Here is a 26,202-nt window from a genome sequence, read left to right on the forward strand (position 1 = left end):
GTTAGCCGGTGCTTCTTCTGGAGCTAACGTCAAAATACTTGGGTATTAACCAAGCACCCTTCCTCACTCCTGAAAGTGCTTTACAACCCTAAGGCCTTCTTCACACACGCGGCATGGCTGGATCAGGGTTCCCCCCATTGTCCAATATTCCCCACTGCTGCCTCCCGTAGGAGTCTGGGCCGTGTCTCAGTCCCAGTGTGGCTGGTCATCCTCTCAGACCAGCTAAAGATCGTCGCCTTGGTAGGCCTTTACCCCACCAACTAGCTAATCTTACGCAGGCTCATCTAATAGCGGAAGGTCACAAGTGATCCCCTCCTTTCCCCCTAAAGGCGTATGCGGTATTAGCATGCGTTTCCACATGTTGTCCCCCTCTACTAGGCAGATTCCTACGCGTTACTCACCCGTCCGCCGCTCGTCAGCAGGAGCAAGCTCCCCTGTTACCGCTCGACTTGCATGTGTTAAGCCTGCCGCCAGCGTTCAATCTGAGCCATGATCAAACTCTTCAGTTTAAAAGTTTGCTCACTCAAATTCTTACACTAACAATAACTTAATCGATTCATCATCTAAAACAACAAATCAACATAAAGCGAATTGACGTGTTTGACTCTCGTAAGACTTCAATTTTTTTGATCGCTCAGTGCCCTACTCAGTAAACTAAGCAAAGCCCTGTCGATCTTCTGAAGGTCTCAGCGAGCGCCCACACAAATTATCTGATTATCTATTTTAAAGAGCGTTGCTAACGTTTTTTTCGAACCTCGTCCTCACTCAGTGTGAAGCGCTGTCCGTGTCAGCGAGGGCGTATATTAAGGATTCACAGATTTTCTGCAACCCTTTTTTGATGTTTTTTATAATTTAATTATATTCATATGTTTTAAACGCAAAAATAGATCAATTTTTAATCAAAGCAAGAAAAAAGCCTGTCTTTCGTACAAAAAATAGGCTTTTACGCATAAGTTTCTCAAGCAATGACTAAGAGCGTGTTGATTGCTCTCGGCGGCGCTTAATTTCATACACGATGGCTAAGATCACGGTAATCGAAATCATTACCAATCCCAACGCATTCACCGCAGGCGTGAGCCCTGTACGTACTTTTGAAGCGATGTACACAGTTAAAGTCGTATCGTACCCCTTAACAAACAAGGTGGTATTGTAGTTCTCAAAGGACTGCAAGAAAGCGATACCCGCTGCCGAAATAATGGCTGGCTTCAAATAAGGTAACAATATGCGACGAAACGCTTGCCACTGTGTCGCCCCTAGACTCAATGCCGCATTTTCCAAGGTTCGGTCAAATCGCTGCAATCGAGCTAGCACCATTAACATGACATAAGCCGCAATAAAGGTCGTCTGCGCGATAACGGTCAATACAATCCCACCCGTTACATGAAAACGCTGCCAGAAAATCAAAGTAGAAATACCAATAATCACCCCTGGTGTTAATAGTGGCGACATCATAATGGAATAAACGAGGGTTTTGCCTTTGCCATGCACCGTAGAAAGAAATAAGGCACAACAGATACCTATAGGCACGGCGACAAGCAACACTCCCACAGCGACAATAAGACTGATCCACAAGGCATGCCACATATTGTCGTCTTGTGCCAAGGCACTAAACCACTTCAAAGTGAACCCACTCCATGGGGAAACCGTTGGAAAGCGACTATTATTAAAGGTCGCTAAACCCATGATAATCAGTGGAGTGAATAAATATAAAAAGAAGACACCTATGTAAAAGCGCACACCCCATCGCATGATGGTTTCTGATTTCATTTTGCAATGTCCCCCAAGCCAACCTTAAAGACACGCATAACCAAAGCGATAAAACCGATGCAGATAACAAGCAACAAGAAAGCGTATGCTGCTCCCTGATTCCAATCACCTCCTTCAAAAAACCAATTATAAATAATCTGCGTGAACCAGCGACTGCCTGGAGAGCCCAATATTGAAGGCACTGCGTAACTGCCTGCGGCCAACATAAAGGTCATAATACAGCCAGTGGCAATACCGGGTTTAGCATGAGGGATGACCACTCGCCAATGGGTACGAATCCAGCCAGCCCCCAAATTACGCGCGGCTTTAATCTGATTGGTGTCCAAACTCTCAATGGCGTTATAAATTGGAAAAATCATAAACAAAATATAAGCGTACACCATACCAATCAGCACCCCACCATCACCGGATAAAAAGCGAATGGGGCGGTGGATAAAACCAAGCCAAAGAAGCAAGGCATTCAATGGTCCTTTGTAAGCTAAGATAATGTACCAAGCAAAAGTCCGTAGAATTTCATTGATCCAGAATGGAATGATCAACAAAACCAAGCATAATGCGGCTTTTTGGGGGGTAGCGACTTTTGCCAAATAAAACGCAATGGGATAACTGACGATTAATGTCAGTCCAGTCACCAACACACTCGACCAAATGGTCTTAAAGAAAATTTCCAAGTGGATCTTATTGGTGAACAAGGTCTGATAGTTGACCAAAGAGTACACATCTTTCGGCCCCCCAATGTCTGCAGGAAGCAAATTAGGACGAAAGGAATAGTCCACCATTAACAGTTGAGGTAGCACCACCATAGCAATGATCCAAATGGCGATCATGCCAATGACACCGACCGCCAACCCACTACCAAATCGGGCTTTAAGTTGGTTAAACATACTCTGCGGCTCCTAAAATGATGGCATCCTCAACTTTATAGGACAAGGATATATCCGCTCCAGCCACCAGAGACTCCGAAAACTGATGGGCACCCAGCTGAATGGCCAATTTAGTAGCGGCTGTATTCGCGTTTAGCGTTAAATAAGCGCCCTCGAAGTTCACCTCTTCAATCTTACTTGGAATAGTCAGCATATTGTCTTCCGCTTGCAGACGAAAATGCTCTGGGCGAATAAAAAGCGTTGCTTGATCTCCCGCCTTGACTGTGTTGTGTACTCGTCCTTGTAAACGCCCTAACTGACCACAGTCCATTTCCGCCATGCCGTTATTTAAACTCAGCACCTTACCTTCTATGCCATTATTCTCGCCGACAAAGGAAGCGACAAAGGAGGTGTGGGGGTCGCGGTATAAGGTAATAGGATCGGCCACTTGTTGCAGTCGCCCTGCTGACATAACACCAACACGATCCGACATGGTTAACGCTTCACCTTGATCATGGGTAATGTATATAAAGGTGATGCCTGTCTTACGCTGAATGTCTTTCAGCTCTGCACGCATATGCTGACGTAACTTTAAATCTAATGCTGATAGGGGCTCATCAAGCAGTAACACCCTAGGCTCAACGGCCAAGGCTCGCGCAATCGCAATACGTTGACGTTGTCCGCCAGACAGTTCCGTCACCTTTTTAGAACCGCTGCCATCCAAAGCCACCAGTTCCAGCAATCGGTCTGATGCTTTTTTGCGCTCTGCTTTAGAAACGCCACGCACTTCTAAGCCAAACTCAATATTTTCCGCAACCGTCATCAATGGGAACAGAGCTAGGTTCTGGAAAATCATCGAGGTAGGACGTTTATTAGCTGGCACACCACGCATACTTTGGCCGCCAATCTTCACATCACCGTGGGTTGGCTCTAAAAAGCCACTAATCATGTTTAAGATGGTGGTTTTGCCACAACCAGACGGTCCAAGAAAACTGAAAAACTCCCCTGACTCAATCTGTAAATCCGTTTTTTGAATTGCAGTAAACTCACCAAACTGCATCACGACGTTATCTAGATGAACACTGCTGTCCATACTACCTCTCTCAATTTTTAATAATAATTCGTTTCATTAAAAAATCCCTCGAAGCTGAACGCCACGAGGGATTTTTTCAATAAGGATTAGGCAGATAAGTAACGGTCTTGATACTCGTTACGCAACGCCACGTACCAAGGCTCTTGAATTGGCCACCACCAAAGGTTTGCCAAATCTTCTTTGGTATAAGAGGTATTGAAGAAATCTTTCGTTGCTTGAGGCAGCAGCGCTTCGGCTCCCTTCGCAGTGGAGTTATAGCCTGTCGCTTTGACAAACATGGCACCCGCTTCTGGTGTGTAATACCAGTTAATGAACTCATACACTGAGTCCACATTATTGGCATTTTTAGGAACAACAAAGCCTTCCATCCATGCCAGTGCTCCTTCTTTTGGTGCACGATAGACAATGGGCTCACCTTCCGATTGTAATTTGAAGGCCGTGCTGTCCCAAGTTTGCCCAATGATGGCACCATTGGTTCGAAAGGCACCTTGTGCCTCATTTTCAGTTGACCAGAACTGAGCAATGGAGCCTTTGTATTTCACTGCGGTTTTCAAAATCACATCGAAGTTAGCACGCATGGCTTTTTCTGTTTTATAAGAATCTAACAGAGGGAAAGGTAGCTTACCTTGCTTTTCCAACCACAAGCCAATGCCCACCAAAGCTGAATGGGCACGAACAGTGACACCACCCGCATTCTCAGGTAACCATAAGTCACCATAGCTCAACTCTTTACTGACCGTTGCTTCCTTCTTATTGTAAGCAATGGCTTCTGTTCCCCAGTCTGACGGAGCAAAATAGCGTTCACCTTTGACAACCCCACCGACTTTGGAGCCAGAAATGGCGCTGTCTAAACAGCCATCCCACTTTATGCGCGTTTTGTCTAGGGGCTGAACGAGATCGTAAGCAACATAGCCAGGCACACGGTCTACCGTCGGCATGATGATATCGAAGCCTGTACCATCGGTCGCTCGCAATGAATTCATCAATTCATCGTTGGTACCATAAGGAGTGAAAGTCGCATTGATTCCTGTTTTTTCTTTAAAATCTTTTAGCATTTCATCTGTGATATAACCTGCCCAAGCATAGATCCGTAATTCTTTACTGGCAGCCACAGCACGATTGATCATAAAAGGGGAGGTTGCCACAGCTCCAACAACGGAGGCACCTTTTATAAACTGACGACGAGAGAGAGTCATTCTAGAACTCCTTTAAGATGATTTATGTGGTCTCGTGGAACAGAGACACTTCAAACGCCTTTTTGACCAAGAGACGCTAATAAAACACTTTTTTTATTAAACGAGTGTTCAATAAACATACCATACTACAGAAAAATGACAAATTTATGTCAGTTTAAATTCACATTTCACCACCGCCCCACTTGAACCAGAGCATAACAACAGACAAAGGACGAAAAAAAACCAGCACGAGGCTGGTTTTTTTTCGATCGTTCTAACGCTCTGTTTAGAATAAAACACGCGCTTTAATGGTCCCTTCAACATCTTTCAGCTTCTCAAGGGCTAGCTCACCTGCATCGGAAGACACATCCATAACCATGTAACCCAATGTCTCAGTGGTACGCAAATACTGGCCTGTGATATTAATATTGTTATCAGAGAAGATCGCATTAATCTTAGACAACACACCAGGACGGTTATGGTGAACATGCAAAATGCGATGATTATCCGCTTGTGATGGCAACGCCACTTCAGGGAAGTTAACAGACGCAATCGTTGTCCCAACATCAGAGTACTGGATCAACTTCTCAGCCACTTCAACCCCAATATTCTCTTGCGCCTCCATGGTACTACCACCAATATGAGGGGTTAGAATAACGTTATCCAAACCACGTAGTGGTGACACAAACTCTTCGTTATTACTTTTTGGCTCGACTGGGAAAACATCCACCGCCGCGCCACTCAAATCACCCGCCTTAAGTGCGCCAGCAACGGCATCCAAATCCGCTACCGTACCACGAGAGGCATTGATAAATATCGCCCCTTTTTTCATCTGCGATACTTCTTTAGCACCGATCATCATCTTCGTGGAAGCAGTCTCAGGCACATGCAAGCTAATGATGTCACAACTAGACAATAACTCTTTCAAGCTCTTAACTTGTTGGGCATTACCTAAAGGCAACTTGGTCACGATGTCATAAAAACACACGTCCATACCTAAGGATTCTGCCAAGACACTTAGCTGGGTACCAATGCTACCATACCCAATAATCCCTAATCGTTTGCCACGAGTTTCGAAAGAACCTACAGCAGATTTCATCCAGCCACCACGATGACAAGCTGCATTCTTCGCAGGAATACCACGCAACAACAAAATCAACTGACCAATCACTAGTTCAGCCACACTGCGCGTATTGGAAAATGGGGCGTTAAATACAACGATACCTTTTTCACTTGCTGCGTCTAAGTTCACTTGGTTTGTACCAATACAGAAACAGCCGATTGCCACCAACTTATTGGCGTGGGACAGCACTTTTTCAGTCAACTGAGTACGCGAACGCAAACCAATAAAGTGTGCTTCGGAAATTTTATCGATCAAATCGTCTTCCGCCAGGGCAGTTTTATGGTACTCAATGTTGGTATAACCAGCGGCATGCAAGGCATCTAATGCAGATTGATGAACGCCTTCTAATAACAGGATTTTAATTTTGTCTTTGTCTAGTGAGGTGTTACTCATGGCTCGTTCGACTTCTCTATTAATGTGGGGGGAAAATTCACGCCGATATGTTAACACAGAACATTATCTGTCGTATTCAAGATACTGGAATGTCTTTCATTATGTTAGGAATGAAACTCATATAAAAGATCGTTTTTACTTAAACAGCGCATTGAGGCAATGCAAATCATGGCTTTTATTAGCAAGAGAGATCAAAAAAGGGAGCAAGTGCTCCCTTTTTTGTTACCCAATGCGCTCTAAAAACACACCTGTTTCCACATGGTGAGTATAAGGAAACTGGTCAAACATGGCATAACGCACTACCTTATGCGTTGAAGATAGCGCTTCCAAGTTGGCTTTTAGGGTTTCTGGGTTGCAAGAAATGTATAAGATACAATCCACCTTCCGTACCAGTTCCACTGTGGCATCGTCTAATCCTGCACGAGGCGGATCCACCAGCACAACAGATGGATTTAAAACCTCCATACCAGCCTGTACTAAGGCTTTTGGCAAAGCCACATCACCATTGAGGGCGGCAGAAACATCTTCACTGGCCATTTTCACGACTTGTAGGTTATTCAGTCCATTCAGCGCGATATTTAACTGAGCGGACTGAACCGAGACTTTGGAAATTTCCGTCGCCACGACACGGTCAAAATGACGCGCCAATGGAATCGAAAAGTTTCCATTACCACAGTACATTTCAAGCAGGTCACCAGAGGTATCTTTGGTGACATCCAGTGCCCAGGCAAGCATCTGCTCATTGATACCGGCATTAGGCTGAGTAAAGCTGTTTTCTACTTGCTGGTAATGGTATTTATGGCCATTCACCGTCAAGGTTTCCATGACAAAATCACGAGTTAGAATCTGCTTTTTCTTTCGGCTGCGGCCAATAAAATGACAAGATGGAAAGGCGTCACTCATTAAACGCGCCGCCGCATTCCACTCATCATCAATCGGTTTATGATACAAAAGGCTGATCAATGCTTCACCAGTGGTGGTGGTTAGAAAATCTACCTGGAATAATTTATGACGTAAAATAGGCACATCGCGCACCGCGTCAATCAGCTTGGGCATGAGCTCATTGATCAGACGCGAAGCGGCAAGAAATTGATCCGTCCGAATCGGTGTTCTGGGATCCGCCGAATCAAACATAGCATAAAATAAATCATCCCCATCATGCCAAATACGAAACTCCGCTCGCATTCGGTAATAAGCAGGTTCACTGGCAAATACTTCTAACGCTGGCAACGATAAATCAGCCATTAAACGGGTCAATTCAGCTTGCTTGTCACCTAGCTGTTGTTCATACAATTCTGGTTGGATTTGATCCGGTCTCATGACTCATACTCTTTAAACAAAGGAAACACCCCACTTTAGGGGCGGCATTATACGAGTTCCAGTGCGACAAATCTAATCCGACTCAAAGGCTAGACGCAGTATACCTCACCACGTCCACCAATCCTTTAGGCTTTTAGCATTTGCTGAATCATTAAAGAGGAGTTCTCTGCTGCCACTTTCAGGTATTCATCAAAACTTTGAGGAGACTCCTTACCTGCAATGTCCGATAAAGAGCGCACAACCACAAATGGCGTCGAAAATTTAAAGCAAACTTGTGCCACTGCAGCCGCTTCCATCTCTGCGGCGATCATCGTTGGGAACATCGCACGTACAGCTTCTACTCGAATAGGGTCGTTCATAAAGCTGTCACCCGTACCAATTAAACCAACTTTGGCTTTGACTCGGTCCACTGCTGCCACTGCTGTGCTGGCCTTTTCGATAAGAGCCGAATCAGAGGCATAGGTTGCTGGCATACTAGGCACCTGTCCCATAGCATAGCCAAATGCAGTCACATCCACATCATGATGCACAACATGATCGGAAATCACCACATCACCCACACTTAACTCAGGGTCAAAACCACCCGCTGAGCCAATATTGATCACATACTCTGGTGCGAACTGTGATAGTAATAACGTCGTAGAGACTGAGGCGTTAACCTTACCAATGCCGGACTGAAGCAACACAACACTCTGACCTTCAAACTGTCCAGTATAAAAATCACAACCCGCGATACTTTGCTTTTCCACGCCAGTCATCCACGCCTTAATAACGGAGACTTCTTCATCCATCGCACCAATTAGACCAATCACCTTACTCATTCTCTGCTCCTAAATCCGTTGTACTTTGTACATAGTCTCTCAATGCGCAAATCTGCTCCCCAGTATAAGGAAGCTGCATTTCATAAAAGTGCACATTATCCACCATATCAGGCCAATTTTGTACGGCATAAAAACGTATACTTGGAAAACGTTGCCCAACAGACGTTAATAACCCCTTGAGTTGCGGCTCCAACAACACCACAACCGCGTCAGAATGATAGGGGAAAATCGCCTCAAACTCTTCCAGTCCAGCCAACCACTGAGATGAAATAGACAAACGCTCAAGCTCGGTATACCAAATGGCCTTAGCGACACGGCTTCCTCCCACCACAATCCAGGCTCTTTTGCGCCCTCCCATATGCATGGGAATAATGCCCTCATACTGACGGGCGTTAGCAATCACCTTCTGTAAACAGTAATCGAACACACAACCAGATAACCCCAGCACACCGTATTCGAGAAGGTCATTTGACTGCGTACTTAGCCATATAATCGGCAGCTCCTCCCGATCCTGTTGCCCTTTCAAAGCTTTAATCATATGAAGAGGCGCTTGTACATCATGATCACTGCCAATGATGACCACATCAAATAAAGTCACCGAGCTTGCCTGCATAAAAAAGGCATCCGTTGAGGAATAGCTTTCTACCTGTCCACCTAACCGCTCTAAACTGTCTTTGATGCGTTCTGTCTCAAGATAATCATTCCATACCCAAGCCACCGTAAAGCTCTCTTTCTCATTCCCAGGCTCAGTGCCTTTTATCGCCAAAGGCAACTCCACTTTAAAAGCATTATTGCGTAATTGACGTTGACGACCTGCTAGTGGCTGCAATAGAGCATTGATCATCCAATGCCAAAATGGTCTTAACTCGGCCTCGCTGATAACCACCATTTCCAATTCAACATCTGATCGAAGCGATAATTGGCGCTCTGATGCATCATTTGAGGTCACCAGCACAAGCAAGACTCTCAACAAGTTTCTTAGATTTATATCGCACGAAACGACCATGGAGCCGACGCCCACTGGACAATCTATTCGCACATCATAGGGAGCCACCCCTAAGCGCGATGTCAGCCACTCACTCTCACGGGCAAGTAATTCACCAATAGGCAAGTCTTCGATTTGGGCCTCTTCTGATTTGAGATCATCAAGCAACTCCAACAAAGTGGCTAACCAGCCACGAAAATATTGGCTGGAAATATTATCAGGCCAACGAGATAATAGACTTAGCTCCTTTAACAAGACCTCAATATCTATGTGACGATGCAGTTGCAAAGTCGATGGTCTTAATTGTTCAAGTTGCCACGAAAGACGTTTTTCATTGGTCATGTCACGTCCCACAAGCAATAAACTTCTAAAGCCATTCTCATTGGTGAAGGAATAAGCACACCAATGATAAATCACATTCAAATGGGGCAATGTTAATTCAAAACTCACACCAACCTCTCCCTTCAAAGCATCTTGAATCGCCTGATGAACAGAAATTGGCGTAAAATCAAACACACTGCGAGAGTGATGGTTATTGGGGAAAAGTCGCTTTGCTTCTTTATTCATCGCATCGACGCATGCCACCTCATTACAGAAAATCACTGCATTGTTAGTCGAATCGAGCAATAATTGAAAGCGCCGCTCTTTGGCCTGCAAAAATTGACGATACTGGTCGCCTTGTGCCTGTAATGGCTGCAACTCAGAAAATGGCAAAAACTCCTCACTCGTTCGCCCTACTACAAACGCCAGAGGCGAAAACACTAAACGACGAACTAACATCGCCAATAAAGCAAAAAGAATGGTCAAGCCAATAAAGAGCCAAAAAACAAATTGCCCCCAGTGATAAAGGGAACGGAAAGATATAACGGACTTGCTCACAACCTCTAATTCGAAATGACTATCGTAAACAGAAGAAGAAAACGCGCTAGTGAATTGCACACTATTATCTGAGACGTCCAACGAATTGCGCTTTTCTTTGAGAAGAATAGCGCCAGTAGAGGCATCTTTTATCAATACCATATCGACTTTCGCCGCGTCTAGTAGCTTACTGGCTAACGTCAAATTTTCATTTAATGACACAAAACCGTACAAATAACCGACATTAACTCCCCCTTTACCCACCAATTTTTTCTTATAAAGCAAAAAGATGGCGCCATCTTTAGAGGTCACTTTTACCCAACGGTTGATTTTCCCCTGACGCAGCAAGGGGGCGATATCATCCTTGGTGTACAAGCGTGCCCTGGGATCAACCGCAGGCGGACGATTTTCCCAATCAATATAGAAAAAATCCAGCCCACCAAAAAATAATAAATCATGATGCCCAAACAACATATCAAGAGCTTTTGAAGGAACATAATTTCCAAGTAACAGATCTTGGCTGATAAAATTCATCTCATGTTCAGCACGACTTAAATACGACTCAAAGGTTTCTTCAACTATCTGTTTTTTTAGTACTAGGCTGGATTGAAGCTCATTTTTTTCTCGTGCGTCAAAAGCAATAAACGAGGCAGCAGATGCCACTGCGAAGGCGAATAAAAATAGCGCCAGTATGCGATAAAAAGCACGACGCTCAAGGCTCATTGTCGCGTTTACCATATCACCGCCGAGTACCGATAGGCCTGTTGAAGCATCAGATGCAAACTAGTGGAGTCTTGCTCTGGCGACATGATCATTGTTCTACCAACATACAACATGGGTTCTGCTTTTCCTTCCATACTCCCCTTTATCCCTTCGGCAACCGCAATAGCAAGGTCATCCCACATAAACAAACTGCTCACCATTACTGGCCCATTGATCAGATGATCCACTTCATGCACAGACAAGCCCCAGCTATTGGTCTGTGCCGAAGGCAATCCACCTTCCTCTGACACTCTCTCTGCCTTGCTCTTAACTTGATGGGGATGGCTGTTATGGTACGTCTTGATCGCTCTTACTACCCCATTAGAAATAGACTGGGTGCAACTAAAAATAAACGCATTTGGGGTCTTTCTCAATATTCGCCTGGCCGCCACATAAGCAGCCTCCTCATTATTCGCCACCGCTTGCACATCACCAATATGACGATTACGACTTGCCATCGCATCCAAAAATCCATTGCAGCGTAAATCATTCAAATAGCCGGACGGCAACACCAAAGCGGCCAGTTTCGTATTCTTCGGTAACTGTCGATCTAAATAGCTCGCCAGTGTTTGCACGGTTTTCAACTGGTTAAAACCCACATACATAAATGGTGGCTGATATTTCCAGTTTTTCAGTGGCGTCGATAAGTTAAAAAAGATCACCTTTATCTTACCTTGTTGCAACACTCTCTCAACCACATGACTTTGCATCACATTCAAATCGGTAGCGACCAAATAATTAGGTTTTTCTTTTTTAATCAATTCAAAGGGATTCGCTACCTTAAGACTCTGAAGGTGATCATAAATAGTAATTTGATAGGCGATACCCAGTTCTTTCATACGCCGTTTAAAACTGAGCAATAAGGATTTGTTTTCAATGGATGAGGCCTTTCCAGACAGCAAAAATGAGACTCGTACTGGAGAAACCTGTCTCATATTAATTGGATCTGCAGGGGAGTTAACAACAGCAGAAAGCTGCTCGCTTAAAGGACGCTGATCTGGCCAAGCACGATAAAAATCCTGGCTACTCATAACATAGGGCAGCACATTCATCGCCTGAGCGGACGAACATACGCCTAAAAGCAAAAGGGCGAAAAGCTTAATACAAAACAGTCGTCGCATGATGATATCCGCTGGCACTTCGGACAGAAGCAATCTATAGACGTCGTTGCACGATGATGAGAAATAAAGTTAACACGTACAAACGTCTTTTTATTAAACAAACCAAAAAGATAAGCTGTATCACACAGCAACACAAGTAAATGAAAGAGAAAACCGAAGGACAATACTCGATGAGTAAATTTTAGACATAAAAAAAGCTGACATAAAGTCAGCTTTTTTAAATTTGGTGCGGAAGGAGAGACTCGAACTCTCACGCCGTGAAGCACTGGAACCTAAATCCAGCGTGTCTACCAATTCCACCACTCCCGCAAGGAATGGCGAGCATTATAGGGAACTCATTTTTTTGGTCAACACTTTTTTTTCAATTTTTGCAAAAAAACGAAAAAATAAAACGTTTTCTCTTCTATTGCACCATAAAACACAAAAGCGTCCATGCTTTTAACACTTAACCACAGGATAGGGGCAAGGATTAAAAGGTACGGCCATTCAAGTATTCACCACGCTCATAACGAATCGCCATTTCCTCAAGATCAATTGTATGAATACGTGATGCTTGACCTGCACTGCCAAACGCTTCATAACGATCAATACAAACCGCCTTCATTGCTTTAATGCTTTCGGTTAAGTATTTACGCGGATCGAAATTCCCCTTGTGTTCAGCAAGGCTGCGGCGAATGGCCCCAGTCGCGGCCAAACGCAAGTCGGTATCAATGTTCACTTTGCGCACACCATAACGAATGGCTTTGACAATTTCTTCAACAGGCACACCATACGTTTCTGGAATGTCACCACCAAATTCATTAATAATCGATAGCCAATCCTGTGGCACCGATGAAGAGCCGTGCAATACAATATGAGTGTTAGGTAAACGCTCCACAATGGTAGCGATTCGCTCAATGTCTAAGATATCGCCAGTGGGTGGGCGAGTAAATTTGTATGCGCCATGGCTGGTGCCGATCGCAACAGCAAGGGCGTCAATGCCTGTTGCTTCCACAAATTCAAGCGCTTCATCTGGGTCTGTCAACATCTGAGAGTGATCTAGGGTGCCTTCCGCTCCCACACCATCCTCTTCACCTGCTTGGCCCGTCTCCAAAGAGCCTAAACAGCCCAGTTCCCCTTCCACTGACACACCACAGGCGTGAGCAAACTCCACTGTACGACGCGTGACATCCACATTGTAATCGTAATTGGCTGGTGTTTTACCATCGGCCATTAGAGAGCCATCCATCATCACAGATGAAAAGCCAAGCTGAATGGAACGCTGGCAAATCGCGGGGGACGTACCGTGGTCCTGGTGCATAACAACAGGAATGTGTGGGTAGTCTTCTATAGCAGCCGCGATTAGATGACGTAAAAAATGGGATCCTGCATACTTACGCGCCCCCGCAGAAGCTTGCATAATAACAGGAGAATTGACTTCGTCCGCTGCTTCCATGATGGCTTTCACTTGCTCCATGTTGTTCACATTAAAAGCAGGTAAGCCGTAGCTGTGCTCGGCAGCATGATCTAACAGTTGACGCATACTAATTAAAGGCATAAAAGTTTCCTCTGACAATGAAGTCTTCTATGATTTTCATAGAAGACGGAGCTATGGTATTTCACTCAAGTTTATTAATTCATAAGTGCTAAACACTCATGTGGCTTACGCCTTATCATTTATTGTCATTCCTAGTGTACGGTCTAATAGAGCTAACACCAAGAGGTCACTCTCTAGTTTTATATCCGCTGACTCATTATTGACACACTGCAATGACAAACAATTCATCAATACAAGTCAACACGGTCAGCGTGATTGGCTTAAGCCATTATAATATGGGGTAATCTTCCGTCACCCTCTTAACTCAATTTTGCGCACGAGTCTCTAACATAGCAACCGCTGGCAGTACTTTTCCTTCAACAAACTCTAGAAAAGCACCACCGCCAGTTGAAATATAAGACACATGGTCTGTGATATCATATTTATCGACCGCCGCTAGTGTGTCACCGCCGCCAGCGATAGAGAACCCCTTACTCTTAGCAATAGCCATCGCTAGCGCTTTGGTGCCGCTACCAAACTGGTCAAATTCGAAGACACCGACAGGCCCATTCCAAATAATGGTTTGTGAGTCCTCAAGTAAGGCTGCAAAAGCGGCAGAGGCTTTGGGGCCGATATCCAAAATCATATCATCAGGTCCCACATCTTTGGCATCTTTGATGGTCGCTTCCGCATTCGCAGAAAACTCAGTGGCCACCACAACATCCTCTGGCAATGGAATATTAGTCTTTGCCATTAACGCTTTCGCTTGTGGGATCAAATCTTCTTCATATAATGACTTACCTACAGGTAAGCCCGCAGCGGCTAGGAAGGTATTTGCAATACCACCACCGACGATTAATTGATCTACTTTTTCAGACAAGGATTCCAGTACCGTTAATTTCGTCGATACTTTAGAGCCACCAACAATCGCAGCCATTGGGTGAGCAGGCGTTGCCAAGGCTTTTTCTAAGGCTTCCAACTCTGCTGATAGTAAAGGTCCCGCACAGGCAATGGGAGCAAATTTCGCCACCCCATGAGTCGAGGCTTGGGCGCGGTGAGCCGTACCAAATGCGTCCATAACAAACACATCACACAAAGCCGCCATATTTTGGGCTAGCGTTTCATCATCGCTGCTTTCGCCTTTATTAAAACGCACGTTTTCAAGTAAAACCAGTTGGCCTGCTTCCACCTCGACACCACCCAACCAGTCTTTCACTAAGGGAACGTTCTTTCCTAGTAAAACCGATAAGTGACTCGCCACAGGTTGCAAAGAATAGTCCGCTTCGTATTCCCCTTCGGTTGGTCTACCCAAATGCGACATTACCATCACCTTTGCCCCAGCTTCCAGCGCTAGTTTAAGAGTTGGCAAGGCAGCACGAATACGAGCATCACTCGTTACTTTTCCACCTTTAACAGGTACATTTAGATCTTCACGAATCAGCACACGTTTATCTGCCAGATCCAGCTCTTTCATCTTAATTACGGTCATGCACACTATCCTCGTCTTATAACGGTCCGATGTATGTATCAATACAATCGTCTAGTGACTGATTAAATCAGCCCAATGCTTAGCTACATCCAACATCCGGTTGGCATAGCCCCATTCATTATCAAACCAACAAAGTAACTTCACCATCCGGCCATCAATCACCTGGGTCTGTGTTCCATCGATAATGACAGAGCGCGGATCGTGATTAAAGTCGACAGACGCATGGGGTTCTTGGGTAAAGCCCATCAAACCCAAGTATTTTAAGGTCGCAGCCTCTTGTAAAGCTTGGTTAATTTCATTTTTTGTGACATTTCTTTGCGTACGAATAACTAAATCAATCACAGATACGTTCAACGTCGGAACGCGTACTGCGTTGCAGCCAATTTTGCCTTCTAACTCAGGCATTAGGCGAGAAATACCACGCGACAACCCTGTGTCCACAGGAATTATAGAACTCAGTGCGGCGCGAGTAAGACGCAAATCTTTTGTATGATAGCTATCGATCACTGGCTGGTCATTCATGGCGGAATGGATCGTTTGTGTAACACCATGCTCCACACCGGCAAACGTCGACAGCGTATCCAAAATAGGAATCAAGCAATTCGTTGTACAAGACGCCGCGGAAACAATTGTGTGATCCGTGCGAATGTCGGCTTGATTAAATCCATAAACAATGGTCGCATCCATATCTGCTGCTGCCGGTTGCGACATCAACAATCTTGGGATACCTGCATCCAGATACGCTTGCGCCCGCTCACGCTCGGAAAAGCTGCCGGAACACTCCAACACCATATCCACATTTAACTCGGCCCAATTCAAATCATTCGGTTCTACACAGGAAAAACACTGAATGCTGTCATCGCCTATTATCAAACAATTCCCTTCAACATTAACAGGCCTAGGGAAGCGGCCATGGGTCGTATCATAACGAGTCAGATAACTCATCGTGTCGATATCAGACAATTCATTGATTGCTACGACGTGAAAATGATCACGATGACCATTTTCATACAAAGCACGTAACACAGAACGTCCAATTCTGCCGTAACCATTAATTGCGATTCGCAACATAGCCTTACTTCATCACCACGAAGAACGCAAAGCGCATTCTTTTATAAAAAAGAAGAGAAACTAAAAAGACAGGCAAATCATTTGCCTGTCTTTTTAGACGGATTACTTTAGTCAGTTACAGTTTATCCGCCGTAGCAACGACATTCTCAACCGTAAACCCAAAGTAGTTCAAGACATCCGCTCCCGGAGCAGACTCACCAAAAGTGGTCATCGCCACCATGTCGCCCTCAAAACCAACATATTTGAACCAGAAGTCTTTGTGGGCCGCTTCAATGGCAATACGTTTGGTCACAGCCCGAGGCAATACAGACTCTTTGTAAGCGGCATCTTGCTCATCAAATACCGTTGTCGATGGCATAGAGACCACTCGAACGTTTTTGCCTTTTTCGGTCAACACTTTCGCCGCATCCATCGCCAATCCCACTTCTGAACCGGTTGCGATTAGGATCAAGTCTGGTGTGCCAGTGCAATCTAGTAGTACGTAACCGCCTTTCGCCACATTAGCTAATTGCTCATCGTTACGAGCTTGTGCAGGCAAACCTTGACGAGAGAAAACAAGAGACGTTGGGCCATCACGACGTTCAATCGCCGCTTTCCAAGCAACGGCCGTTTCGGCTGCATCCGCTGGACGCCATACAGACATGTTTGGCGTGGTACGCAGATTCGCCAATTGCTCAACCGCTTGGTGAGTTGGGCCATCTTCCCCTTGTCCAATCGAATCATGGGTATAAACAAAGATATTCTGAATGCCCATCAAGGCCGACATGCGCACCGCATTACGGGCGTATTCCATAAACATCAGGAAGGTCGCACCATAGTTGATAAAACCACCGTGCAAAGACGCACCGTTCATGATGCCACTCATACCGAATTCACGAACACCGTAGTATATGTAGTTACCCGCTGGGTCATCTTGGATGCCCTTTGAGCCAGACCAAAGCGTCAAGTTAGAACCCGCCAAGTCTGCAGATCCACCAAGCAATTCAGGCAAAATTGCACCGAAGGCGCCAATCGCATTTTGTGAAGCTTTACGGCTCGCAATGTTTTCGCCTTTTTCCTGAGACGCCTTGATAAAAGCATCCGCTTTTTCGCTAAAGTCCGCCGGTAGTTCGCCTTTAATTACACGACGCTCAAATTCTGCAGCCAGTTCTGGGTAAGCCGCTTTGTATGCGTCAAACTGTTTTGCCCACGCTTCTTCACGTGCTGCACCGGCTTCTTTGGCATCCCAACCTTTGTAGACATCTGCTGGAATCTCAAACGGGGCGTATTTCCAACCAAGGAATTCACGTGCCGCCGCAATTTCATCATCACCCAATGGGGCGCCATGACAATCGTGGCTACCCGATTTGTTTGGAGAGCCAAAACCAATGATGGTTTTGCAACAAATCAATGTTGGTTTGCTTGTTTCCGCTTTGGCGGCTTCAATGGCCGCTTTGATGGCCTCAGGATTATGACCATCCACATCGGCGATAACATGCCAACCATAAGCTTCAAAGCGTTTTGGCGTATCATCAGAAAACCAGCCTTCGACTTCACCATCAATAGAAATACCATTGTTGTCCCAGAAAGCTACTAATTTACCAAGACCCAAAGTACCAGCTAGAGAGCATGCTTCGTGAGAAATACCTTCCATCATGCAGCCATCGCCCATAAAGCAATACGTATTATGATCAACAACAGTGTGCCCTTCTCGGTTAAACTGAGCCGCAAGCGTTTTTTCCGCAATAGCCATGCCGACAGCATTACTAATACCTGCACCTAATGGGCCTGTTGTTGTTTCAACACCATCTGTGTAGCCATACTCTGGGTGACCAGGGGTTTTAGAGTGCAGTTGGCGAAATTGCTTCAGCTCTTCCATTGGCAGTTTATAGCCAGACAAATGGAGGAGAGAATAAATCAACATAGAGCCATGGCCATTAGAGAGAATAAAACGGTCACGATCTACCCATTTAGAATTATTCGGATTGTGCTTTAGAAAGTCGTTCCATAGCACCTCCGCAATATCTGCCATACCCATTGGCGCTCCAGGATGACCTGATTTGGCTTTCTGTACAGCATCCATACTCAAAGCGCGTATGGCGTTAGCAAGTTCTTTACGAGACGGCATTATTATTCCACTCCTGATCACTGAACGAACGATAAAAATCTATTTTCCATGCTATGACTCAGCCTTGCAATCTTCTCACTGACATTGCGCACTAAGATTGAGCAAAGAAGATGAAACAGCACTAAGTTAAGACCATCCTAGCAAAAAAGAATGCTATTTACCCCTAAAACTGACCGCTGTGACTTGATATTTCACCAAAGATGGTCGATCATTTAACGCACTTAATAAGCGTCGATTTGTTTCGGCTTGCGGACGCTATATAAAATCAGCTAAACAGAAGCAATATCACCTGTTTAGCTACCTTACTTTGCTAAGCGGGTTTTTTTATGCCTGTTTGGCGCTTATCCATCATTATTGATAGAGGCACTGAACATGTCAGAATATTCTTTATTTACTTCCGAGTCCGTTTCGGAAGGCCATCCAGACAAAATTGCAGACCAAGTCTCCGACGCTATTCTAGATGCCATTCTAGAAAAGGACACCGAAGCACGTGTTGCTTGCGAAACCCTAGTCAAAACAGGCATGGTCTTAGTGGCGGGTGAAATTCGCACTAACGCGTGGGTCGATATCGAAGAAATCGCCCGAGGAGTTATCCGCGAAATCGGCTATAACAGCTCCGATATGGGATTCGACTGGGAATCTTGTGCTGTCATGAATGCCATTGGCAAACAATCCGTCGACATCGCTGTCGGTGTAGATGAAGCCAGCGAAAAAGAGCAAGGAGCAGGTGATCAGGGCTTGATGTTCGGCTTTGCTACCAACGAGACCGACGTACTCATGCCTGCCCCCATAACTTATGCACACCGTTTAGTACAACGCCAAGCAGACGTTCGTAAAAACGGCACATTAGACTTCTTACGTCCAGATGCCAAAAGCCAAGTCACCTTCCGTTATGATGAAAATGGCAAACCATGTGCTATTGATGCCGTAGTACTTTCCACACAACACAGCGCAGCTATTAAACAAGCCGACTTGCGTGAAGCGGTCATGGAAGAAATCATCAAACCAGTTCTTCCTGAAGAATGGCTCTCCAAAGACACCAAGTACTTCATCAACCCAACAGGTCAATTCATCATTGGCGGTCCAGTGGGTGACTGCGGCCTAACGGGTCGTAAGATCATCGTTGATACCTACGGCGGTATGGCCCGCCACGGTGGTGGTGCTTTTTCTGGTAAAGACCCATCCAAAGTGGACCGTTCTGCTGCCTACGCAGGTCGCTATGTAGCGAAAAACATCGTGGCAGCAGGTCTTGCAGATAAGTGTGAAATTCAAATCTCGTATGCCATTGGTGTCGCGGAACCGACTTCGATTAGTATCAATACTTTTGGTACAGGTAAGGTGAGCGACGAGATGATCTCTCAACTTGTTCGCGAACATTTTGAATTACGCCCAGCAGGCTTGATCAAGATGCTTGACCTAAAACGCCCTATTTATTTACCAACAGCGGCTTACGGTCACTTTGGCCGCGAAGGTGAGAACTTTACTTGGGAAAAAACCGATAAAGCTGACGCACTACGCCGTTCAGCAGGTTTATAATCTAAAGGGTTGCCTTTATAAAAGCCCTTTTCGACTTTATATAGGTTGAAAAGGGCTTTTTTGATTTCTACCACTCTCCTGTATTTTGCATAGGACAAGAGATGCGCATTCCACGAATATTTGTCGATATTGAACTAACTGAAAACACCCTCATCACTTTACCTGATGCTTCTTTTCAACATGTCTGCAAAGTACTGCGTTTGAAAAATGGCCATCCAATGCGCCTTTTTAATGGCAAAGGAGGCCAATATCATGGCACCTTATGCGATGTGGAAAAACGTTCTGCCAATGTGGCCATTGGCGAATTTGAACCACTAAACAACGAATCCCCAATAAAAGTCACACTAGGACAAACTCTCTCTCGTGGTGAACGCATGGACTATGCAATTCAAAAAGCCGTCGAGTCTGGTGTATATGAGATTCAACCTTTGTTTAGTGAGCGTTGTGAAGTGAAGCTGGATGATAGCAGAGCTGAAAAGCGCCAAAACCACTGGCAACAAGTCGCCATAAGCGCTGCAGAGCAATGCGGCCGAGGGGTCGTTCCAACCATCCATCCTCCTGTAAAACTCACAGAATGGATTGCAAATTGTAACGAAATGTTAAAATTAACATTGCATCACTACAGCGCAAAGCCCATAACAGAGTTCAAAAAGCCCGATAATAACGCCGTCGCCCTTCTCATTGGCCCTGAGGGAGGCCTCACTGAGGATGAGGTAAAAAATTCTAAAAATCAGGGCTTTAGTGCGATATCCTTGGGGCCTCGAGTCCTACGAACCGAAACCGCTCCGATTGTTGCACTCACTGCCATCAATCTACTTTGGGGCGATATCTAGGCTTAACGCTAAATAACAAAAAAAAGCCAAATGTAATCATGCATGAATTGTTCATTGCTGTACACAGTGTCAACATACTCTAGCGAAATTAATGCGTAGGATAATATAAGTCTTAAAGGAACACATTCATGTTTGTTCGTAACCTCATGCTCAAAGTCACGTACCTTAGTGCTTTTTTATTTTCAATGCAGGTATCTGCTATTACCTTGGAAGAGGCAACCTACCAAGCCATTGAAAATAGCCCCACTGTACGTCAGGCACTGGCTAAATATCGAGAAGATATACAAAACGCAGAGCAGGCTGATCGAACGGGGTTTTATCCCAGCATTGATCTAGACGCAGGCATTGGACGCCAAACATCCTATGCAGACAATACGCGTAATAGCGACATCAGTCTGACTCGTCGAGAAACTGCCCTCACACTCACTCAACCAATCTTTGATGGCTTTTCTACTACCTACGACGTAAAACGCCTAAGTAGCGAAGCGCAATCAGACCGCTGGCAGGCTCTCATCAAAGTGGAAGACACCGCACTGAAAGTGTCAAAAGCCTACACTGATGTCCTACGCTATCGCGAGCTGTTAAAGCTGGCCGACCAAAACTTAGCCACGCACAAACGCATTTACAAGCAAATCAAATTAAAAACCGACTCAGGAATTGGTCGTGAATCGGATTTAAGCCAAATTACTGCCCGCTTAGCAAAAGCCAGAGCCAATCGATCCGCAGCGTTAAATAACCTCTCTGACGCCGAAACGAATTATCTAAAGGTGGTGGGAAAACTTCCACCTAAAAACCTGATCTACCCGATTCCTGATCGCACCCTATTACCAAAGACCTTACAACAAGCCATTAGCCAATCACTAAAGCAAAATCCGGCAATCATCGGCTCTAAATGGGATGTCGATGCCACGGAAAGCTATATTAAGTCCGTTAACGGGGCCAATTACCCAAGCATCAATTTTACGCTAGAACGTAAATGGAACAACAACATAGATGGCACCCCTGGCCCTGACGCAGACCTTCAAGCTATGATACGCTTGAAGTACAATCTATATAATGGCGGCAGTAACCAGCGCAAAAAAGAAGCGGCCGTACAACAAAATGTCCAAGCGTCTGAAATTCGTCGCAATACAATTCGCGAGACAGAGCAAACCGTACGCTTAGCTTGGTCGTCGTTTCAATCCACCAAGGAACAAAAGGGCTACCTCAGAGAATATGTTATCGCAACTAAACAGTCTCAAGTGGCATATGCAAAGCAGTTTCGCTTGGGACGACGGACCTTGCTTGATGTGTTAGATAGTGAAAATGAGTTATTTCAAGCACGTCAGGACTATGTGAATACAGATTACGATGAACTGTATTCAGAGTTCCGTCTCTTTAATGCGAAAGGCGAATTACTAAAAGCCTTCAGGATTTATCGCCCCGATGTACTGGGCTTCTCGGATAATTTTAAGAAGGACCAGAAAGAGCGAACTGGCGCCACACCAATACAGCAGCTACAACAGGCTGAAAAGACAGCAACCCAGACAAAAGCAGGACTTACTTCTACAACCCAAAGTGACAATAATACACAGGTAGATGACCAAAACACGTCATCCACCCCAAAGAAAAAGAGTTCCGATGACTCACTATTCATAGACTCTGGCGGAGAAAGTGACGCTTGGCAGTAATTTTTTTAAGGTTAATATGTATTATCGCCATAGGCATAGGATCCATTGCCTATGGCGATCCTTTGTATGGAAATCGCTTTAACCCTCAGACACTCAACGATGATGATCATGATGGTGTCATCAACCAACGCGACCTGTGCCCTAATACTCCCGTTGGCGCCAAGGTCGATAATAATGGTTGCCCTATTGTCACTACCTCCCTATTAAAGCTGGATCTAAAGGTCTTATTTGCTTCTGGTAAATACGATGTTGAACCTCGTTTTTATCAACAAATTAAACGCCTTGCTGATTTTCTTAATAAACACCCCAAAAGCCACGTGTTAATCAAAGGTTACACAGATAGCAATGGGCAAGCACAAAACAATCTAACCCTCTCTGAGGAACGCGCCTCCGCCATTGCCAATGTCCTGATTAATGTCTTTAAAATTAGTAAGGACAGAGTCACTGCCAAAGGCTATGGTGAAGCCGACCCTATTGCGCCAAATGATACCCCTGAAGGAAGAGCTAAAAACCGCCGAGTCATCGCCGATGTCACTGCGGATAAAACGGAAACCGAATCCAGATGGAATATTTATAGTGTTGATAAAAGTATACAGTAAGGGACTCTACAAAACTTCGTTTTAAAGGCTCTACAGGTAACACCTTAATAATATCGATCAAAAAGCTTTTTCTGGAGCGCAAGCCAATGCGACTAGGCAACATAGAGACAAAGGCAGGCACCGGCTCCAATATATCGTTTCGAGCGATATAGTAAGCCAAGTGTTTATAAGGACGAATCATGTATTCCGATTTATCTTCTTATTTAAGGGTGTTTTTTCTTCTCAGTGCCCTTATATTCTATAGCATCATCTTTATATTGATTCACACACGCTTTACCTTCGCGAGATCGCACTAGGAAAACAATATGACCATCAAACTTGGCATTGTAATGGATCCCATCTCATCCATTAACTACAAAAAAGATACGTCCTTGGCCATGCTCTGGGCCGCAGCAGATAAAGGCTGGGACCTAATTTACATGGAGCAAAAAGACTTATTTCTAGAAAATGGCAAAGCCTTTGCCATGATCCGACCATTACAAATATATAAAGACCCTCAGCATTTTTATGAGCTAGGGGAAGAAACCAAAATGGCTCTTGGTGAGCTGGATGTCATCTTAATGCGCAAAGACCCACCATTCGATAGCGAGTTCGTTTATAGTACGATGGTTTTAGAACAAGCTGAACGTGACGGCGCAATGGTGGTCAATGACCCTAAAAGCCTCCGTGACTGCAACGAAAAGTTGTTTGCGACCCAATTTCCACAATGCTGCCCAGAAGTCCTCGTCACCCGTCGTAGCGATTTACTCAAAGCTTTCCATAAACAACATGGTGATGTCATTTTCAAACCGTTAGATGGCATGGGCGGCTCCTCTATCTTCCGCCTCAAGCCTGATGAATCTAATGTTAGTGTGATTATTGAAACGCTTACCAATATGGGCACTGAGCAGATCATGGCACAAAAATTTATCCCTGAGATCAAACAAGGTGATAAGCGCATTCTTGTGGTCAACGGTGAGCCTATTCCCTTTGCTCTTGCTCGTATTCCCGCCGCAGGCGAAACCCGTGGTAATTTAGCGGCAGGCGGTCGTGGTGAAGGACGTCCCTTGACCGATCGTGATCGTTGGATATGTGACCAAGTCATTCCCTCCTTGAAAGAAAAAAATCTCCTATTTGTCGGTTTGGATGTTATCGGGGATTACCTCACTGAAATCAACGTCACCAGCCCAACCTGCGTCCGTGAATTAGACACGCAGTTTGACCTTAATATCGCCATGGTATTAATGGATGCAATCGAAGCACGACTAGCCAATAACTGATTCATTGTGCGGGTTACTGATCGATTTCTAATCGCCTTATTCATCGCCATTAGCATTCATGTGCTTTTGGTGGTGGCTATTGGCTTTAATTTTTCATTACCCAGTATTAAACCTAAAACGTTAGAAGTGACCTTAGTTCGCCATTCCTCAAAAGCCCCCAAAGAGGCTGACTTTATAGCCCAAGCGAACCAACAAGCCAGCGGCACCGAACTGCGCAAGCATAAGTTAACCACCACGGAAACCGCTCAGTTTTTATCGGATAACATTCAAGATGTGACGCCCCCTGTACAACCTCGGATTGCCTCCCACAAACCATCCAACAAGCAGCAACTGATCGCAACACAAGACAAAAACTCTGTTTTTAAAATCAAACCTCGGCCCGAAAAAAGACAAAAAACACTTGAAGAACGCTTCCGAGGAGAAACACAAATCCCTGATCATCTATCAAGCGATATTTCGACCCTAGAAGCCTTGTTAGATAGGCAACGCCAAGCCTATGCCAAGCGACCTCACATTCGCCGCCTGACATCTGTCTCAGCGAAATCTGCCGTCGATGCCAAATATCTAGATGATTGGCGTCGAAAAATTGAACGGGTGGGGAACACTCATTACCCAGTGGAAGCCAAACGCAATCACCTCTATGGGCAATTACGTTTGGCCGTGATGATCAAGCCCAATGGCTATGTAGATAGTATAGAAGTGCTGCATTCCTCAGGCATTCGCATCTTAGATGATGCCGCCATGCGCATTGTACGCCTCGCCGAGCCATTTGAACCTTTTCCAAAAGCCCTGAAAAAAGAGGTCGATAAACTAGAAATCATTCGTACTTGGCAGTTCTTACCAGGCGGTGAACTACAAAGTCGCTAGTTTACGCAGTCATATTATTCTTCAGGCACAAAAAAACCTCCGAAGAGGTTTTAAGATGCGAATGAAGGATTAAAAGTTAACAATCAGTCAAACTGACCATCACCCATCGCCTGACGGATCTTTTTCATCGCATTTTTTTCCAACTGACGAATACGTTCTGCCGATACACCATATTCGTCGGCTAATTCGTGTAATGTCGACTTACCATCAGATAGCCAACGTTGTACTAAAATATTACGGCTGCGCTCATCCAAGTCAGACATAGCCAATTCCAGACGGTGATTAGAATCCGCCTCCCAATTACCATTTTCAAGCATGGTAGCTGGATCATAACGATGATCTTCTAAGTACTGGGATGGTGCTTGGTAAGCCGCTTCATCATCGTCATCTGCTGACGCATCAAAGGCCATATCAGATGAGCTCAGGCGACCTTCCATTTGACGAACTACATCTGGAGTTACCCCCAAATCGCTAGCAACAGACTCCACCTCCGAGTTACTAAACCAAGATAAACTCTTCTTAGCACTACGAAGATTAAAGAACATCTTACGCTGAGCCTTGGTCGTCGCCACTTTGACGATACGCCAGTTTTTCAAAATAAATTCATGGATCTCAGCTTTGATCCAATGTACGGCAAAAGAAACCAAACGCACACCGACTTCTGGATTAAAGCGTTTTACCGCTTTCATCAAGCCAACGTTGCCTTCTTGGATTAAATCACCTTGCGCTAATCCGTAGCCTGAATAACTTTTTGCGATATGAACAACAAATCGTAAATGAGACATGACCAGCGTACGGGCTGCTTCTAAATCCTCTTTATAATAAAGACGTTCCGCCAGCGCCTTTTCTTCATCGGCTGACAAAATTGGAATTGTGCTAACTGCCTGTATGTACGACTCAAGGTTCTGACCTGGAATCATCATATCTATAGGCTGCAGAGCTTTACCCATCTCTATTTCCACCTCTGTAGATTC

At 45.0% G+C, this 26,202-nt stretch carries 20 protein-coding genes, 1 tRNA gene, 1 rRNA gene and 1 riboswitch; of the genes, 6 read left to right on the forward strand and 16 right to left on the reverse strand.

Annotation, left to right across the window (positions count from 1 at the left end; genetic code table 11):
- From MSP8886_RS00005 to tkt, 15 genes are all read right to left on the reverse strand, one after another.
- Positions 1-509 (reverse strand): 16S ribosomal RNA (locus tag MSP8886_RS00005); the annotation flags it as partial.
- Positions 510-969: 460 nt separating this feature from the next.
- Positions 970-1,767, reverse strand: a complete 798-nt coding sequence (locus MSP8886_RS00010) for an ABC transporter permease (protein WP_067011457.1) — start codon at positions 1,765-1,767, stop codon at positions 970-972.
- Positions 1,764-2,651: an ABC transporter permease gene (locus tag MSP8886_RS00015; RefSeq protein ID WP_067011460.1), complete on the reverse strand. Its 888-nt coding sequence runs from the start codon at positions 2,649-2,651 to the stop codon at positions 1,764-1,766. Before MSP8886_RS00015 ends, MSP8886_RS00010 begins: the two co-directional genes overlap by 4 nt.
- Positions 2,644-3,723, reverse strand: a complete 1,080-nt coding sequence (locus tag MSP8886_RS00020) for an ABC transporter ATP-binding protein (RefSeq protein ID WP_067011462.1) — start codon at positions 3,721-3,723, stop codon at positions 2,644-2,646. Before MSP8886_RS00020 ends, MSP8886_RS00015 begins: the two co-directional genes overlap by 8 nt.
- An 86-nt stretch (positions 3,724-3,809) precedes the next feature.
- A complete protein-coding gene (locus tag MSP8886_RS00025; RefSeq protein WP_067011464.1) occupies positions 3,810-4,919 on the reverse strand; it encodes an extracellular solute-binding protein in 1,110 nt (369 codons plus the stop codon).
- A 265-nt stretch (positions 4,920-5,184) separates the two neighbouring features.
- Positions 5,185-6,414, reverse strand: coding sequence for a phosphoglycerate dehydrogenase (gene serA / locus MSP8886_RS00030; RefSeq protein WP_067011466.1), 1,230 nt, complete (start codon positions 6,412-6,414; stop codon positions 5,185-5,187).
- Positions 6,415-6,636: 222 nt separating this feature from the next.
- Positions 6,637-7,734 (reverse strand): tRNA (uridine(54)-C5)-methyltransferase TrmA, encoded by a 1,098-nt coding sequence (gene trmA / locus MSP8886_RS00035; protein WP_067011467.1) that lies wholly within the window; start codon positions 7,732-7,734, stop codon positions 6,637-6,639.
- Positions 7,735-7,859: 125 nt separating this feature from the next.
- Positions 7,860-8,555: a 5'-methylthioadenosine/S-adenosylhomocysteine nucleosidase gene (gene mtnN / locus MSP8886_RS00040; RefSeq protein ID WP_067011469.1), complete on the reverse strand. Its 696-nt coding sequence runs from the start codon at positions 8,553-8,555 to the stop codon at positions 7,860-7,862.
- Positions 8,548-11,136 carry a LuxQ periplasmic sensor domain-containing protein gene (locus MSP8886_RS00045; RefSeq protein ID WP_067011471.1) on the reverse strand — a complete coding sequence of 863 codons (2,589 nt, stop codon included), beginning with the start codon at positions 11,134-11,136 and terminating at the stop codon, positions 8,548-8,550. The genes mtnN and MSP8886_RS00045 overlap by 8 nt, the downstream gene beginning before the upstream one ends.
- Positions 11,130-12,281, reverse strand: coding sequence for a type 1 periplasmic-binding domain-containing protein (locus tag MSP8886_RS00050; protein ID WP_067011473.1), 1,152 nt, complete (start codon positions 12,279-12,281; stop codon positions 11,130-11,132). The genes MSP8886_RS00045 and MSP8886_RS00050 overlap by 7 nt, the downstream gene beginning before the upstream one ends.
- 224 nt (positions 12,282-12,505) lie before the next feature.
- Positions 12,506-12,590: transfer RNA gene (locus MSP8886_RS00055), tRNA-Leu, on the reverse strand.
- 160 nt (positions 12,591-12,750) lie between these two features.
- Entirely contained in the window at positions 12,751-13,818 is a 1,068-nt protein-coding gene (gene fba, locus MSP8886_RS00060) for a class II fructose-bisphosphate aldolase (protein WP_067011475.1), read from the reverse strand.
- 304 nt (positions 13,819-14,122) lie between these two features.
- Positions 14,123-15,286, reverse strand: a complete 1,164-nt coding sequence (locus MSP8886_RS00065; protein WP_067011477.1) for a phosphoglycerate kinase — start codon at positions 15,284-15,286, stop codon at positions 14,123-14,125.
- Between the two features lie 51 nt (positions 15,287-15,337).
- On the reverse strand, positions 15,338-16,357 hold the full coding sequence (locus MSP8886_RS00070) for a type I glyceraldehyde-3-phosphate dehydrogenase (RefSeq protein ID WP_067011479.1): 1,020 nt from the start codon (positions 16,355-16,357) through the stop codon (positions 15,338-15,340).
- A 115-nt stretch (positions 16,358-16,472) separates the two neighbouring features.
- Positions 16,473-18,464 (reverse strand): transketolase, encoded by a 1,992-nt coding sequence (gene tkt, locus MSP8886_RS00075; RefSeq protein WP_067011481.1) that lies wholly within the window; start codon positions 18,462-18,464, stop codon positions 16,473-16,475.
- A gap of 218 nt (positions 18,465-18,682) precedes the next feature.
- Positions 18,683-18,758, forward strand: a riboswitch (SAM riboswitch).
- A 78-nt stretch (positions 18,759-18,836) separates the two neighbouring features.
- On the opposite strand from tkt, the gene metK reads away from it, so the two are divergent.
- The 6 genes from metK to MSP8886_RS00105 all read left to right on the forward strand — a co-directional run bounded on the left by metK (position 18,837) and on the right by MSP8886_RS00105 (position 25,228).
- On the forward strand, positions 18,837-20,000 hold the full coding sequence (gene metK / locus MSP8886_RS00080; RefSeq protein ID WP_067011483.1) for a methionine adenosyltransferase: 1,164 nt from the start codon (positions 18,837-18,839) through the stop codon (positions 19,998-20,000).
- A 101-nt stretch (positions 20,001-20,101) separates the two neighbouring features.
- Positions 20,102-20,833, forward strand: coding sequence for a 16S rRNA (uracil(1498)-N(3))-methyltransferase (locus MSP8886_RS00085; protein WP_067011485.1), 732 nt, complete (start codon positions 20,102-20,104; stop codon positions 20,831-20,833).
- 128 nt (positions 20,834-20,961) lie between these two features.
- Entirely contained in the window at positions 20,962-22,503 is a 1,542-nt protein-coding gene (locus MSP8886_RS00090) for a TolC family outer membrane protein (protein WP_067011488.1), read from the forward strand.
- The gene (locus tag MSP8886_RS00095) at positions 22,494-23,102 is read left to right on the forward strand and encodes an OmpA family protein (RefSeq protein ID WP_139063057.1); all 609 of its coding nucleotides are present in this window, start codon (positions 22,494-22,496) and stop codon (positions 23,100-23,102) included. The genes MSP8886_RS00090 and MSP8886_RS00095 overlap by 10 nt, the downstream gene beginning before the upstream one ends.
- Positions 23,103-23,407: 305 nt before the next feature.
- A complete protein-coding gene (gene gshB / locus MSP8886_RS00100; RefSeq protein WP_067011491.1) occupies positions 23,408-24,361 on the forward strand; it encodes a glutathione synthase in 954 nt (317 codons plus the stop codon).
- A 6-nt stretch (positions 24,362-24,367) separates the two neighbouring features.
- Entirely contained in the window at positions 24,368-25,228 is an 861-nt protein-coding gene (locus MSP8886_RS00105) for an energy transducer TonB (RefSeq protein ID WP_067011493.1), read from the forward strand.
- Positions 25,229-25,311: 83 nt separating this feature from the next.
- Here MSP8886_RS00105 and rpoH read toward each other — a convergent pair whose 3' ends face one another.
- Positions 25,312-26,178 (reverse strand): RNA polymerase sigma factor RpoH, encoded by an 867-nt coding sequence (rpoH, locus tag MSP8886_RS00110; protein ID WP_067011495.1) that lies wholly within the window; start codon positions 26,176-26,178, stop codon positions 25,312-25,314.
- Between the last annotated feature and the right edge of the window lie 24 nt (positions 26,179-26,202).

It is taken from the genome of Marinomonas spartinae (assembly GCF_900089775.1).
GTDB classification, from domain to species: Bacteria; Pseudomonadota; Gammaproteobacteria; order Pseudomonadales; family Marinomonadaceae; genus Marinomonas; species Marinomonas spartinae.